A 15672-nucleotide genomic window follows, 5' to 3' on the forward strand; every position below is an offset into this window, starting at 1 on the left:
TTTGAAAGAACATCTTATACAAATTGATAAAAAGGCATGCATTGGCTGCAGTCAATGTATCAAGGATTGTCCAGCCAACAACATAACTCTTATCAATAAATCCGCTCATATTAAGCATCAACAATGTATTCAATGTGGCCATTGTGTTGCGATTTGCCCTAAAAAGGCAGTTTCAATGACCGGTTTTAACGAATCCCCTATCGAATTTAAAGAAAAAACAACGGTAGATTCAGCGCAGCTTCTGCAAGCCTTAAAAACCCGACGCACTATTCGTCAGTTTAAGAATCAACAAATTTCTGACCTTGTTATTTCACAGATTATTGAAGCGGGCCGCCTGACACCGACTGGAGGCAATGCCCAAGATGTCTCCTATATTGTGTTGAAAGATTATCTAAAAGACGTTGAGAAAATAGCGGTTCGTCTGTTTAGGCGTATTCTTCCGATGATAAAATTAATCAACGCGACAGCTAGGGACGTCCCTATTGATGACCATTTTTTCTTTAAGAAAGCCCCTGTAGTGATACTTGTCATTTCTAAAAGCAAAATAAACGGAGCTTTAGCAGCCAGTAATATGACACTGATGGCTGAATCTCATGGCTTAGGGGTTTTATACAGTGGTTTCTTTGCAACTGCAGTCAAGTATTCTTCTAAGCTTCGTAAAAAGTTAAAACTTAAAAACGGTAAAGTTGTTGCAGCTTTGGTGTTAGGTTACCCTAATGTCAACTATCATCGTACCGCTCAAAAAGAAGATGCCATCGTTCATTATTTTTAGAAGAAACAATTAAGTAATTTCAAATTATCTTTTCATAAGTTGGCAAATGTCGGTATATCCCTTATTTACAAGGATTATCAGCATTTTTCTTTGTGATGGTTACGTTGCATATCTTGGTATAAGATAGCATGACTTGGCATTCAAAAGTAGTAAATATCTGTTTTGATATTATGCAATCAACTGTCCAGAAGTAGGCTTTTCAGCACACATATTTAACATTGCCACACGTTCCATTTCTGCCTTCGCAGAGCTGAATGTAGCATGGACATAATAGTCTATAGCCTCATAGTGATGTTTGAATGTCCCATAAGGTACTGTAATGCTTTCGGGTTCATTCCTGCATTGACTAGATGTGTGCAGAACGAGTGTCTAAAGGTCTGCGGTGTTACATGAGGAAAATCCTCTGTACAATGGCTCTTATACTTTTTTACCAAACCTTTGACTGTGCTTTGAAAGTCACCAGCAACTTTTGCACTTACACGATTGATTTATTATGTGATGACTGGACGAACAAATATAAACAATGAAAAGAATCCTCGTATATTGAGATTTCTTGAAAAAGGATTTAATTCTGATATTAGCAAACGCTATCAAAATATTCATGATTTAAAAATAGCATTTTAAACAGTAGATTTCTTAATCTGCTTTTTTAAATACTTGGAGCTAAAGAGTTTGCAACGCAAACTTACCATTCCTCCCTATTGGAGTTGGGGCATAGGGTGAATGACAAGGGGGGCAAAATGGTACATAGACAAACTATATAATAGCATTGAATGCTAAATAAAATGTTGGTATAATTGTAGTATCAAAATGAGAAACTAAGTTTTGGGGGGCGTAAAATGAGTAGTTATAGGGAAAAATTAATTCAAACAGTGCTTGATAATTCAGTTAGTAATTATTGGGATAGTGCTGTTCAAGAATGGGAAATAGTTGATTGCGAAGAAGATGAAAAATGTAAATCTGCCTGTATTTGTGGAAAAGAAAGACTTCGCTATCTTTATACTATTCGGAACTATGAAACTGGAAGCACTCTTTACCCCATAGGCTCATCTTGTATCAAAAAGTTTAATCGTGATGACTTAAACGAACAGACCACTGTTAATGAAAAATTATTTCAATTATTACACGCTATTCAAAATAGACAGTTTATCTCTTTAAATTCAGAATTTTTTTCAAGAAAATTATTAAGATATTTATATGATGAAGGTGTATTCAAACCTACCCAATATAATAAATTTAATGGCGAAAATGATTACGAGTTTTTGTTAGATATGTTTAATAAAAGAAGTGAGCCAAGTGAAAGGCAAGAAGCAAAAATTCGTGCAATAATTGTTTCTTCAATCCGACCATATTTAGTGCAAAGATTAAGAAATAAAATCATACATTAAATTTCATTTTCACCAACTTCATACTCTCTCATAATGAGCAGTAAATCAAATACGATTTACTGCTTTTTCATACTTAAATTTAAAAATAAAGAAAGGAAGTTAGAACCTATGGAAAAAATGAAGGTCTATATTGGAACTTATAACGAGGAAAATCCAATCGGTGACTGGTTTACCTACCCTGTTGGCGAGGACCAAGTCGCAGAACGCTTAGAACTCGGTGGAAACTATGAAGAATATGCAATCCATGATTATGAACTTCCCTTTGATATTGACGAATATATCCCACTGGAAGAACTCAACCGCCTGTGAAGAATTTATCGGCACACCACTGGAATATGACCTGTCAGACATACAAAATACAATCTTTAACAGCTTTGAAGATTTGTACGACCATAAGGACGATATCTATTGTTATCCAGACTGTGAAAGCATGATAGACGTTGCCTATTATTTCATTGATGAATATCAAGCACTTAGTGAACTTCCAACCTAATTACAAAATTACATTGATTATGACGCATACGCTCGTGATTTAGAGATTGAGGGAAATTTCCATGTCAACAGTCATGGTGTGTATGAATATGCAGGATAAGAAAACATGTGAGATCTGAAAGCAGAATGCTAGTGTCACTGTAGCGGTTAGCAACCGTTTGAATATCTTTTTCAATGTAATGCTCCCTCCGTTTTGGTAATAAAATAGCCATCCATTTCTGAACGGCTTGAAAGAGAAAAGAAACACCTTTTACTGTGTTCCTCATACTTTGAAATCTATTCAATTTTTAATGTTTCAATACTGATGTGCTGTACCATCTCTTTGCATTTCTTGGATCTATCAACGTATCAAGTCTCATTAGTAAGTAGTAAATAAGTAGTGAAATGAGTTTTCTCGTCCTTTAATATTGCGATAGATACAGTGTTTTAGAGGATAATCATGATTTTACTGTTTTTTTATATAAAAAAATGATATAACCCTTTTATGAGTTATATCATTTTTATTCTTTATTTTAAGTGAATATCAGCTAAAAGGTTTGCCAGACCAATATAAGATGCCGGTGTCATATCAATTAATGTCTGACGATCAATATCTGACAGCATTTCCAAACTTTCAGAAAACTTCATGATATCTTCTTTAGAGATATTCTTTCCACGTGTTAATTCTTTTAAAGTATCATAAGCATCAGGAATTCCATACTTTCTCAGCATTGTTTGAATCGGTTCTGCTAATACTTCCCACTTTTCATTAAGATCAGAAGCAAGCTTTTCCTTGTTCACCACACATTTTTCCAAACCATCTTTAGTTTCGTTGATCGCTTGCAGTGAATACCCGAAAGCTAACCCTAAATTACGTTGACTTGATGAATCTGACAAGTCTCTTTGCATACGTGATTTTGGCAATTTATTCGATAAAGCTATACAAATATTATTTGACATATCGACATTGGCTTCACTGTTTTCAAAACGGATTGGGTTAACTTTATGAGGCATTGTACTGCTTCCTACTTCTCCTTTAACCGGAATCTGTTTAAAGTATTCCATAGAGATGTATAACCACATATCTACATCAAAATCAACAAGCACATTATTGAAATGACGTATACCATCCAAAATATGACAAGTATAATCATGACTTTCAATTTGAGTTGTCAACGGATTAAACGTTAATCCTAAATATTCTTCCACAAATTTCTTTGCTAATACTTGCCAATCCAAGTGTGGGAACGCTGTTAAGATTGCACTGTAGTTCCCCGTTGCCCCGTTAAACTTAGCCTTGATCTGGATATTTTCAATATTTTCAATGCTTGACATAAAGCGATAAGCATAAACCTTGAATTCTTTCCCAATCGTTGTAGGGGTTGCCGGTTGTCCATGTGTATGAGCTAACATCGCATCATCTTTATGATCCATTGCCCATTGATTAATAATATTGGCAAATTCCTTTGCTTTAGGCAGCCATACTTCTTTTAACCCATATTTGATCATGCAGGCATAAGAGGTATTGTTGATATCTTCTGATGTACAGCCGATATGAACAAAACTTTGTAAGTAATCAAAACCAAATGCCTTTACTTTTTCATCTATGAAATATTCTACTGCCTTTACATCATGACGTGTCACGCTTTCGATTTCTTTGATACGTTTAAAAGAATCATAATTAAATTCTTTAGTAATCGATTCGATCTTAGGAAGATCCTGAAGATCAAATCGACTTAACACATCACATTCTACATTTTCAATCAAGAATTTTAGCCATTGGATTTCAACGAAAACTCTATACTTGACTAATGCATATTCAGAAAAGTATTCGCCTAGGGCGTCTTTTATTTTTGAATAACGTCCGTCTAATGGACAAAGGGTAAAGCTTTCAAATTCTTGTTTTTCCATTCTATTTTCCGCCTTTAAAATAATTTACACCTGCTTCAAATAATTTCTGATCCATTTCACCATAAATATTTTTGAAACGGTTGTCTCCCTGACGTTCACTATGTCCCATCTTACCGATGACACGTCCGTCAATAGAGATAATACCTTCAATTGCTGCCATTGAACCATTAGGATTATATGGTGATTCCATCGTTGGCTGTCCGTCCGGTCCTACATATTGTGTGAAAACTTGTCCGTTAGCGAATAATTCTTCAATCACTTCTTTAGGTCCTACAAAACGACCTTCTCCATGAGAAATCGGGATAATATGCTGATCTCCCACTTCTACATTTGCCAGCCAAGGTGATTTAACGCTTGCAATACGCGTTGTTACCATCTGTGATAAGTGACGTCCGATTGTATTGAATGTTAATGTTGGATCATTCTTAGTCAGATCAGAAATCTTACCATAAGGCAATAATCCTAACTTAACTAACGCTTGGAATCCGTTACAGATACCGATCATTAAACCGTCACGATTTTCCAATAAATCAGTAATAGCCGCTTTTAAACGAGGGTTTCTTAACACTGTAGCAATGAATTTACCTGATCCTTCCGGCTCATCACCGGCAGAGAATCCTCCTGGCAGCATCACAATATTTGCAGATTGAATTGCTTTTTCTAAATCATCGATAGAATTGGCAATATCTTTTTCTGTTTTATTTCGAATCAATACTAATTCTACTTCTGCTCCGGCTTTTTCAAAAGCACGTTTTGAATCATATTCACAGTTCGTTCCCGGGAACACCGGAATAACAACTTTTGGTGTATCAACAATGACTTTCGCTTTTAACGAACTTCTTTCATTGCAATCTTTTACAATCACTTCATCACTTTCAGCAGCTTGGGTTGTCGGATAGATTTTTTCCAACGTTTCACTATTTGCCTGATATGCTTCATCTAAAGTAATGCTTTCCTCTTTATAAGCTAAAGTTTTTGATGTATTTGTAGCGGCAATCACACGAACATTTTCTAAACCTTCAATATCTTTGATATCTTCGATTTCAGCAACGATATGTCCGTAATGGTTAGCTAATAAATCTTCCATCGTTAATGTATCCGCAAATTCAACACCGATTTCATTACCGAAAGCCATCTTGCTGACTGCTTCGATCAATCCACCAGCTTTCACGGTGTAAGCACTTAATACTTTCCCCGCTTTCGCTAAAGAAGATACCACATCATATTGAGCTTGCAGCTGAGCATAATCAAACAAATGATATTTATCTTTTTTCAGCATGAACTCTACTAATAGATGTCCGCTTCCCTTTAATTCAGGAGAAATAACATGTTGGACTTCCTCTGAAACGATTGCAAAAGAGACTAATGTTGGAGGGACATGAATATCTTCAAATGATCCTGACATCGAATCTTTTCCACCAATTGAAGGCAGTTTTAATTCTTTTTGAACTTTAAATGCACCTAATAAAGCTGCCATTGGTTTTCCCCAACGTACCGGATCATCCAATAGTTTTTCAAAGTATTCTTGGAAACTGAAACGAATTCTGTGGTAATCTCCTCCCATTGCAACGATTTTCGCGATAGATTCTACTACTGCATAAACCGCTCCATGATAAGGTGACCAAGTAGAAATTTTAGGATCATATCCATAAGTCATCAAAGAGGCCGTTGTGGTTTCTTTCCCTAATACCGGAATTAACGCACACATTCCCTCTGTTTCGGTACGGTAAGTTTTACCGCCGTAAGGAGATAATACCGTTGCATTCCCGATAGATGAATCGAAACGTTCTACTAATCCTTTTTGAGAACATACCGCTAAATCTCCTAAAACATCTTTTACAGTTGTTTTAAAGTCTTTAGCTGCTGTTGAATCAAATGGTGTACATGTGAAATCAGGTAACGTGATTTTTACATCCTGATAACGTTTTGCACCGGCAGCATCTAAGAAGTCACGTTCGATATCCACGATTGTCTGTCCCATATGATGCATCACCAAACGTGGTTCTTTTGTCACGGTTGCGACTTGCACTACTTCCAAGTTTTCATCTGCACAGGCTTGTTTAATAAAGTCTACATCACTTGGTTCCACTACAATAGCCATTCTTTCCTGTGATTCAGAAACAGCTAATTCTGTACCGGTTAACCCATCATATTTCTTTAAAACATTATCCAATTCAATATCTAACCCCGGTGCTAATTCTCCGACAGCGACACAAACACCACCGGCTCCAAAGTCATTACAGCGCACAATACGTTTACTTACTTCTTCATTTCTGAATAAACGTTGAATCTTTCTTTCTTCAACCGGATTCCCTTTTTGCACTTCTGCTCCGGCAGTTTCAATTGATTTAATATCATGTGATTTTGATGAACCGGTTGCTCCCCCAACACCATCACGACCTGTACGTCCGCCGATCAATAAGACAATCTGTCCTGCTTGAGGGATGTCACGGATAACCTGGTGTTTGGGTGCTGCTGCTACAACTGCTCCCAATTCCATACGTTTAGCCACGTACCCTTCGTCATAAATTTCATGAACATATCCTGTCGTTAATCCAATCTGATTTCCGTATGATGAGAATCCATGTGCCGCTTCACGACAAATCTTACTTTGCGGAAGCTTTCCTTTTAAGGTTTCTTCAATCGATTTACGTGGATCCCCGGCACCGGTGATACGCATTGACTGATAGACATAAGCTCTTCCTGATAATGGATCACGAATGGCGCCTCCTAAACAGGTCGCTGCTCCACCAAATGGTTCGATTTCGGTTGGATGGTTATGTGTTTCATTTTTAAACATTAACAGCCATTGCTCATCTCCGGCATTTGTTTTAACAGTAATTTCTACGGAACAAGCATTGATTTCTTCAGATACCTCCATATCATCCAAATACCCGGTTTTTCTTAATTCTTTCATTGAAATGGTTGCCAAATCCATTAATGTCAATGGTCTTTTGGTTTCAATTCCATAAACTAAATGACGGCTTGCTTTATAAGATTCAACATCTTTTTCCAGAATTTCTTTGAAAGCTCCGTTTTCAATATCTAAATCTGTAATGATCGTACCAAAGGTCGTATGACGGCAATGATCTGACCAGTAAGTATCCAATACTTTGATTTCTGTTTCAGTAGGTTCACGATTGATCGTTTTAAAATAATCCTGTGTGACTTTTAAATCATCATCATTCATTGCCAATCCCTGATCACGGACAAAATCTCTCAATCCATTTTCGTCTAACTGATTAAATCCTGTCAATACAGGAACAGGTTTGATTTCTGGCATCTGATCCGCTAAGTCTTCGTATTTTTCTAATGAAGCTAAACGCTGATCAACCGGATTGATTAAGAAGTCTTGAATTTTCTTAATATCACTGTCGGTTAAGTCTCCATGCAGTACAAATAATTTAGCACATTTTACTTTTACCGTAGCACTTCCTGTTAAGATTTCAAAACATTGTTCTGTCGAATCGGCTCTTTGATCATATTGTCCCGGTAAAAATTCAATCGCAAACACTTTTGCATCTTTGCTTGCATAGTCTTCCAAATAAACATCATCTACCATAGGTTCAGATAAAATAGTTGGAATAGCTTCATTTAATACTTCTTCACTTACCCCTTGAACATCATAACGATGAACAATGCTTAAGCTTTCAATTTGGTTCATTCCCAATTCTTCAATTAACTGGTTCTTTGCAGCTTCTGCTTCTACTGCATTTTCTTTTCTTTTTTCTACATATACGCGATATACTTTGCTCATACGTGACCCCTCTTAAATTAGACCGATATCATTTCGGTAATATTTACCATCAAAATCGATGACTTTTGCTGCAGCATATATTTTTTCACGAATTTCCTCTAATGAAGATCCCAATGCACAGATATTCAATACACGTCCACCATTTGTAACAACATGATGCTGATCATCAAAAGCAGTTCCGGCATGGAAGATGATAATATCCTCTGCGACTTCATCTAAATGTTCAATTAATTTTCCTTTTTCATAGCTTCCCGGATATCCTCCCGAAGCTAATACCAGACATCCGGCAGATTCTTTTTTCCATTGAATATTCACTGTATTCAATTTTCTTTTCGAAACCGCTTCAAAGATATCTAGGATGTCGGTTTCTAAACGAAGCAGGATCGACTGTGTTTCCGGATCACCAAAGCGAACGTTGAATTCAAGTACTTTGACATCTTGACCATCGATCATTAAACCGATGAAAACAACCCCGCGGTAATCCATTTGATCTGCTTTTAGTCCCTTCATAAAAGGATCTAAGATTTTTTCTTGGAAAGTCTCTTCAATTTCTTTTGGCAAGAATGGATTGGGTGAGAAAGTCCCCATTCCTCCAGTATTTGGTCCTTTATTCCCATCAAAAACCTGTTTATGATCTTTCGCACTTACCATAGGCACAATCGTTTCGCCATCTGTAAAACATAACAGCGAACATTCAAACCCTTTTAAGAATTCTTCAATGACCACTTTACTTCCGGCTTCGCCCAAAGTTTTTGTTTCCATAATATCTTTCAACGCTTGGATGGCTTCTTCATGGTTTTCACAGATTACCACGCCTTTACCAGCCGCCAGACCATCAGCCTTTACGACTACCGGGTAGCTGAATTCATCCAATGCCAAAACAGCTTCATCATAACTGTTTACTTCTTTATAAGCCGCTGTTGGAATATGATGTCTCATCATAAATTCTTTTGAAAAAGCTTTGCTGCCTTCTAATTGTGCCGCTTTTTTTTGCGGTCCAAAAACCGGACACCCGATTGCGGTCAGTTCATCTGCCATACCTAAACATAGCGGATCTTCCGGACCGATAACTGTAAAATCAATATGATTCTCTTTTACAAATTGTTTGATGGCTTCAATATCAGTGACACTGCCCGGATGGCATGTTCCAATCTGAGCAATGCCCGGATTCCCCGGAATGGCATGGATTTCACTTACTCTTTTACTTTTTGAAAGGGCGTAGGCAATCGCATGTTCACGACCGCCTCCACCGATAACTAATACCTTCATGACAAGCCTCCTAGTGTCTAAAGTGTCTTAAGCCAGTGAATACCATTGGCATCTCATTGGCATCACAGTAATCAATAGATTCTTGATCTCGGATACTTCCACCTGGTTGGATAACGGCACTGATTCCTGCTTTATGTGCAGTTTCTACACTGTCTCCAAATGGGAAATACGCATCACTCGCTAAAACAGCGCCATTGAAATCTTTATCCTGATTATTATGTATGGCGTTTTCCAATGCCCAAACACGTGAAGTCTGACCACCGCCAATAGCAAGCGTCACTCCGTTTTTAACGATACAAATAGCATTTGATTTAACGAATTTCACTACTTTCATACCAAACTCCATATCACTTAATTGTGCTGGGGTTGGCTGTGCTTTAGTGACTACCTTGATTTCATCAATCATTTTATCATTGATATCCTGAACCAATACTTTTCCTTCTAAATATTTAATATCATATTTTGCTTCACGTGCATCTAAGTTCTTTAATTTTAAGATACGCAGATTCTTTTTCTTCTTTAAGACTTCCAAAGCTTCTTCATCAAAATCCGGTGCAGCGACAATTTCCAGGAATGTCTTTTTCATTTCCAAAGCTGTCTCTTTATCAATTTTATAGTTTACAGCAACAATACCACCAAAAATAGATTGTGGATCTGCTTCATATGCTTTGACATAAGAATCATATCCTGTATCCGCAATGGCAACCCCACAAGGCGTAGAATGCTTAATAGCAGCCGTCACAGTCTGATCTTTAAATTCTCTTACTAATGCAACCGCTCCATATAAATCGTTAACATTGTTGAACGAAATTTCTTTTCCGTTTAATTGTTCATAGTCCAATAAGGTATGTTGTACAAAAGGATCTTCATAAGCATTCGCTCTTTGCTGTGAGTTTTCCCCATAACGCAAATGTTCTGTTTTCTTTAACGAAATATTCAAGATATCCGGGAAGTCATCACCAACGACTCCGGCAAAATAGCGAGAAATCATTGCATCATAGCTTCCGGTTAAACTAAATGCTTTATAGGCTAAGTTTAATCTGAAATTGTAGTCATCTTTTTGATCCTTTAACGCTTCTAGTACTTCATTATAATCTGCTGGATCCGTCACAATTAAAACATCTTTGAAATTTTTCGCAGCAGATCGAATCATAGATGGTCCGCCGATATCGATATTTTCAATCATATCTTCCATCGGTTTTCCTTCTTTTAATGCTTTTTCAAATTGATATAAATTGACACATACGATATCAATAGGCTGAATATTCATTTTTTCCACTGTTTCTACATGCTTAGGGTCATCTCTTCTAAACAATAATCCCCCATGAACCATTGGATGCAGTGTTTTAACGCGACCATCTAAGATTTCCGGGAATCCTGTCACATCATCGATCGCAATACAATCCAATCCAGCCTCACGCAGCTGTTTCATCGTTCCTCCAGTAGAAACCACTTCATAACCTAAACCTATTAACCCACTAGCAAATTCAACGATTCCGGTTTTATCCGTTACACTAATTAACGCTCTTTTTTTCATATGATTTTTGCCCTTCCTTTTTCTACCGTTATCTTTCCGTCACAAAACAACTGCACTGCTTTTGGCAAGATACGATGTTCTATTTTTAATACTCTTTGCTGAATGTCTTCTGCCGTTTCCAAGTCTGCGATATCAACAGCTTCTTGAATCACAATTGGACCGCCATCTACTTCTTCGTTTACAAAATGAACGGTTGCCCCACTCACTTTAGCTCCTCTTTTTAATACTGCTTCATGAACATGAATGCCGTAGAATCCCGGTCCGCAGAAAGCAGGTATCAAAGATGGATGAATATTTAAAATACGATTTGGATATAACTGAACTAATTTTTCCGGGATGATAGCTAAATAACCTGCTAAAACAATTAATTCAACGTTTTCTTCCTGCAATCGTTGAATTAATAGATCTTGATCTTTAATTGTTTCAGCTTTGATGGAAGCATTTCTAGCTCTTTCTAACCCATAAGCGTTTTTGCGGTTAGAAACAACTAAAACAATTTCTCCATTGATGCTGCCGTTTTGGGTAGCATCAATAAGAGATTGCAAATTTGTTCCGCCTCCAGATACAAAGACAGCCATTTTTAGCATAGAGTAACTCCTTTGTCACCTGCTTCAACATGTCCTACAATATAACATTCATCCCCAGCATCTTTAATGGCACTCATTGCTGCATCTACATCTTTTGGATCTAAAGCAATCACCATACCAAGTCCCATATTGAATGTGTTATACATCATTTCTTCTGCAATATTTCCATTCTTTTCGATTAGTTTAAAGATTGCCGGTACTTCATAGCTATCTTTTTTAATAACTGCTCTTATTCCTTCAGGCAGCATTCTTGGTACATTTTCATCAAATCCACCACCCGTAATATGTGAACAGCCTTTAATTTTAACACCAGCATTTCTAACATTTTTAAGTGCTTTGACATAAATCTTCGTCGGTTCGATCAATGCTTCTCCCAATGTTTTTCCTAATTCATCATAATAAGTATTCAATGATTCTTTGCTCATTTCAAACACCTGACGCACTAAAGAGAAACCATTGCTGTGAACTCCGCTCGAAGCGATTCCTACCAACACATCTCCCGGTTTTATAGTTTGACCATCAATAATGTCTTTTTTATCCACGACACCTACCGCAAATCCTGCAAGATCGTAATCATCTTCCGGCATTAATCCTGGATGTTCGGCAGTCTCTCCACCAACAAGCGCACATTCAGACTGAACGCACCCTTGAGCGACACCACTTACAATAGTCGCAATCTTTTCCGGATAGTTTTTTCCACAAGCAATATAATCAAGGAAAAATAATGGTTCACCACCAGAGCAAACAATATCATTGACACACATTGCTACCGCATCGATTCCAATCGTATCATGCTTATCTAAAATAAATGCTAGTTTTACTTTTGTTCCACAACCATCTGTTCCTGATAAAAGAACAGGTTCTTCCATATTCTTAATTGCGCTTAAATCAAATGCTCCGGCAAATCCCCCAATGCCCCCTAACACTTCGGGTCTCATTGTCTGTTTGATGTGCTTTTTCATCAATTCTACTGATTTATAGCCTGCTTCAATATCTACTCCAGCTTTTTTGTAATCCATCTGTAATCTCCTTTTATTTAGTCTGCATTCTTTCAAGAACCGCTTTATAAGTTTCAATCAAATCTCCGATATCCTGTCTGAAAACATCTTTATCATATTTTTGATTGGTTTCAACATCCCATAAACGGCATGTATCCGGTGAAATCTCATCCGCTAATACAATTATACCATCATCAGTCTTACCGAATTCTATTTTGAAATCTACAAGTTTCAAATTAAATTTTAAGAAGAATTCTTTCAATAACGCATTAATTTTTAATGTTTCTTCTCTTAAAAAGTTAATTTCGTCACGTGTTGCTAATTTTAAAGCTACCGCATGATCGTCATTGATCAAAGGATCACCATAATCATCATTCTTATAACTCATTTCAAAGATAGGCTCATCTAATACAATGCCTTCCTCTACACCTAAACGTTTGCAAAAAGATCCGGCTGTAATATTTCTAACGATCACTTCTAAAGGTAAAATCGTTACTTTTTTTACACGAATATCACGTTCATTCACTTTTTCAATCATGTGTGTTTTGATTCCTGCTGCTTCCAACATTTCAAAAATAATACAAGAAATCGTATTATTTAACACGCCTTTCCCTGCGAATTGATCATGTTTTGCACCGTTTCCAGCAGTGGCATCATCTTTGTAATGAATAATATACTCATCTGATTTATCTGTGGCAAATACTTGTTTTGCTTTTCCTTCATATAATGGTTGTGCCATTGTTTTACTTCTCCTTCAATCTTAACTATTTATATTGTTCCATGATTTTAGTGTTTGCGTTTAATGCTTCTGCAGTCATTTCTTCACGATGTTTATTTAATTTAGCTTTGATATCCTCATGTTTAATTGCCATCATTTGTAAAGCTAAAATCGCTGCATTTTTACTTCCGTCAATCGCTACGGTAGCAACAGGGATTCCGGCAGGCATTTGTACGATAGATAATAATGCATCCATTCCGTCCAGTGCAGAACCTTTAATAGGTACTCCAATAACAGGTTTGATTGTTTGTGAAGCGATAACTCCAGGTAAATGGGCAGCTTTTCCAGCAGCCGCAATAATCACTTCTGTACCATCTGTTTTAGTTTCGTTTAAAAATTCACTTAACGCCTCATGTGCGCGGTGAGCAGATAAGGCACGAACACTTACTTCTACCCCAAAGCTTTTCAAAAAGTCGATTGCGTCAGTCATTTTTGGCAGGTCACTGGCAGAACCCATAACAATTGCTACTCTCATATTTATCTCCTTCTTAAAATAATCCAACAATTTTTCCGTTTTCATCAATATCCATATTGCATGCTGCTGGCACTTTAGGTAATCCCGGCATTCTCATAATATCTCCTGAAATCGCCACGATAAATCCTGCTCCTGCAGATACGATAATGTCATTGATTTTAACAGTAAATCCTTTAGGTCGCCCTAAAAGCGTCGGTTGGTCTGATAATGAATACTGTGTTTTCGCCATACAGATCGGTAAATTAGCTAATCCCAATCTTTCTAAACGTTTAATCGTTAAGTTTGCTTTTCTATCAAAGATGACTCCTTGTGCACCATAAACTTCTTTAGCGATCGTTGTAATCTTATCTTTAATAGAGGCTTCTTTATCATATAACGGTTTAAATGAAGAAGTTTTTGTTTCCAATAAAGTAATCAACTTATTAGCTAAATCGATTCCCCCATCTGCACCTAATTCCCATACTTTGGAAATTGAAACTTCAGCTCCCATTTTCTCGCATTTTTCATTTAACAACTGTAATTCTGCTTCCGTATCCGTTGGGAAAGCATTGATGGCTACAATTGCCGGCACTCCAAATTTATGAACATTTTCAATGTGTTTTTCTAAGTTTTCAATTCCTGAAGCTAAGGCTTCTAAATTTTCTGTTCCTAATTCTTTTTTATCTACACCTCCATGCATTTTCAATGCACGTACTGTCGCCACAATGACGCAGGCATCCGGTTTTAACCCGGTCTGTGCACATTTGATATCAAAGAATTTTTCTGCTCCTAAATCAGCTCCAAATCCCGCTTCTGTAATCGCATAATCGCCTAATTTCATTGCGAGTTTTGTTGCCATCACAGAATTGCATCCATGAGCAATATTAGCAAAAGGTCCGCCATGAACAAATACCGGTGTATGATCCAATGTCTGCACCATATTTGGTTTAATCGCATCTTTCAATAAGATCGTTACTGCTCCGGTTGCTTTCAAATCATCGACAGTGACCGGATTTCCATCATAGTTATAAGCGACAATCATTCTTGCAGCACGCTGCTTTAAGTCTTCTAAGTCGCTTGCTAAACAAAGGATGGCCATTACTTCTGAAGCTACCGTAATATCAAATCCATCTTCTCTTGGAACCCCGTTTGTTTTTCCGCCTAAACCACATACCGTGTGTCTTAAAGCGCGATCATTTAAATCAACAACACGTTTCCATACGATACTGCGTGTATCAATATTTAAAGGATTTCCTTGCTGTAAAGAGTTATCCAGCATAGCTGAGATCAGGTTGTTCGCTGCTGTAATCGCATGGATATCTCCGGTAAAATGAAGATTGATATCTTCCATTGGAACCACTTGAGCATAACCACCGCCAGCTGCTCCTCCTTTTACGCCAAAACAAGGCCCTAAAGATGGCTCACGCATGGCAACGATTGCATTTTTTCCAATCTTATTCATTGCTTGACCAAGACCAATCATGGTCGTTGTTTTTCCCTCACCCGCCGGGGTCGGATTGATCGCTGTTACTAAGATCAATTTCCCATCTTTTTCATTTTCTAAACGTTTGATTGTTTCTAATGAGATTTTCGCTTTATATTTCCCATAAAGTTCCAAATCATCTTCTTCTAAGCCAATCTTACTTGCTACTTCTTTAATCGGCAGCATTGTCGCTTCTTGAGCAATTTCAACATCAGTTTTCATTCATGACACCCTTTCCTTGAAATTAAATAAGGGGAAATACCCGTC

General features: G+C 37.1%; 15 protein-coding genes. 5 read left to right on the plus strand and 10 right to left on the minus strand.

Going from position 1 to position 15672, the window contains the following annotated elements:
* Position 1 precedes the first annotated feature (1 nt).
* A complete protein-coding gene (locus BN1225_RS09360) occupies positions 2–772 on the plus strand; it encodes a nitroreductase family protein (RefSeq protein ID WP_041139528.1) in 771 nt (256 codons plus the stop codon).
* Between the two features lie 275 nt (positions 773–1047).
* On the opposite strand, the gene BN1225_RS15215 is transcribed toward BN1225_RS09360, so the two are convergent.
* Entirely contained in the window at positions 1048–1260 is a 213-nt protein-coding gene (locus BN1225_RS15215) for a tyrosine-type recombinase/integrase (RefSeq protein WP_082029327.1), read from the minus strand.
* 351 nt (positions 1261–1611) lie between these two features.
* On the opposite strand from BN1225_RS15215, the gene BN1225_RS09365 reads away from it, so the two are divergent.
* From BN1225_RS09365 to BN1225_RS15230, 4 genes are all read left to right on the plus strand, one after another.
* Positions 1612–2160 carry a hypothetical protein gene (locus BN1225_RS09365; protein ID WP_041139529.1) on the plus strand — a complete coding sequence of 183 codons (549 nt, stop codon included), beginning with the start codon at positions 1612–1614 and terminating at the stop codon, positions 2158–2160.
* Between the two features lie 108 nt (positions 2161–2268).
* A complete protein-coding gene (locus tag BN1225_RS15220) occupies positions 2269–2469 on the plus strand; it encodes an antirestriction protein ArdA (protein WP_455423235.1) in 201 nt (66 codons plus the stop codon).
* Complete coding sequence (locus tag BN1225_RS15225) at positions 2387–2653, plus strand: hypothetical protein (protein WP_443984272.1); 267 nt, start codon at positions 2387–2389, stop codon at positions 2651–2653. Before BN1225_RS15220 ends, BN1225_RS15225 begins: the two co-directional genes overlap by 83 nt.
* Positions 2654–2665: 12 nt before the next feature.
* Complete coding sequence (locus BN1225_RS15230) at positions 2666–2752, plus strand: hypothetical protein (RefSeq protein ID WP_443984277.1); 87 nt, start codon at positions 2666–2668, stop codon at positions 2750–2752.
* Positions 2753–3159: 407 nt separating this feature from the next.
* Here the strand turns inward: BN1225_RS15230 and purB are convergent, their stop codons facing one another.
* From purB to BN1225_RS09415, 9 genes are read right to left on the minus strand one after another with little or no spacing between them, the layout of a single operon-like run.
* Complete coding sequence (purB, locus tag BN1225_RS09375) at positions 3160–4542, minus strand: adenylosuccinate lyase (RefSeq protein WP_041139530.1); 1383 nt, start codon at positions 4540–4542, stop codon at positions 3160–3162.
* Position 4543: 1 nt separating this feature from the next.
* Positions 4544–8299 carry a phosphoribosylformylglycinamidine synthase gene (locus BN1225_RS09380; RefSeq protein ID WP_041139531.1) on the minus strand — a complete coding sequence of 1252 codons (3756 nt, stop codon included), beginning with the start codon at positions 8297–8299 and terminating at the stop codon, positions 4544–4546.
* Positions 8300–8311: 12 nt separating this feature from the next.
* A complete protein-coding gene (gene purD, locus BN1225_RS14985) occupies positions 8312–9568 on the minus strand; it encodes a phosphoribosylamine--glycine ligase (protein WP_041139532.1) in 1257 nt (418 codons plus the stop codon).
* 10 nt (positions 9569–9578) lie between these two features.
* Complete coding sequence (purH, locus tag BN1225_RS09390; protein ID WP_041139533.1) at positions 9579–11105, minus strand: bifunctional phosphoribosylaminoimidazolecarboxamide formyltransferase/IMP cyclohydrolase; 1527 nt, start codon at positions 11103–11105, stop codon at positions 9579–9581.
* Positions 11102–11692: a phosphoribosylglycinamide formyltransferase gene (gene purN / locus BN1225_RS09395; RefSeq protein ID WP_041139534.1), complete on the minus strand. Its 591-nt coding sequence runs from the start codon at positions 11690–11692 to the stop codon at positions 11102–11104. The genes purH and purN overlap by 4 nt, the downstream gene beginning before the upstream one ends.
* The gene (gene purM / locus BN1225_RS09400; RefSeq protein ID WP_041139535.1) at positions 11686–12711 is read right to left on the minus strand and encodes a phosphoribosylformylglycinamidine cyclo-ligase; all 1026 of its coding nucleotides are present in this window, start codon (positions 12709–12711) and stop codon (positions 11686–11688) included. The genes purN and purM overlap by 7 nt, the downstream gene beginning before the upstream one ends.
* A gap of 13 nt (positions 12712–12724) precedes the next feature.
* Complete coding sequence (gene purC / locus BN1225_RS09405; protein WP_041139536.1) at positions 12725–13429, minus strand: phosphoribosylaminoimidazolesuccinocarboxamide synthase; 705 nt, start codon at positions 13427–13429, stop codon at positions 12725–12727.
* Between the two features lie 25 nt (positions 13430–13454).
* A complete protein-coding gene (gene purE, locus BN1225_RS09410) occupies positions 13455–13943 on the minus strand; it encodes a 5-(carboxyamino)imidazole ribonucleotide mutase (protein WP_041139537.1) in 489 nt (162 codons plus the stop codon).
* A 13-nt stretch (positions 13944–13956) separates the two neighbouring features.
* Positions 13957–15627, minus strand: a complete 1671-nt coding sequence (locus tag BN1225_RS09415; protein WP_041139538.1) for a formate--tetrahydrofolate ligase — start codon at positions 15625–15627, stop codon at positions 13957–13959.
* Between the last annotated feature and the right edge of the window lie 45 nt (positions 15628–15672).

It is taken from the genome of Beduini massiliensis, assembly GCF_000829905.1.
Lineage (GTDB): Bacteria > Bacillota_I > Bacilli_A > Erysipelotrichales > Coprobacillaceae > Beduini > Beduini massiliensis.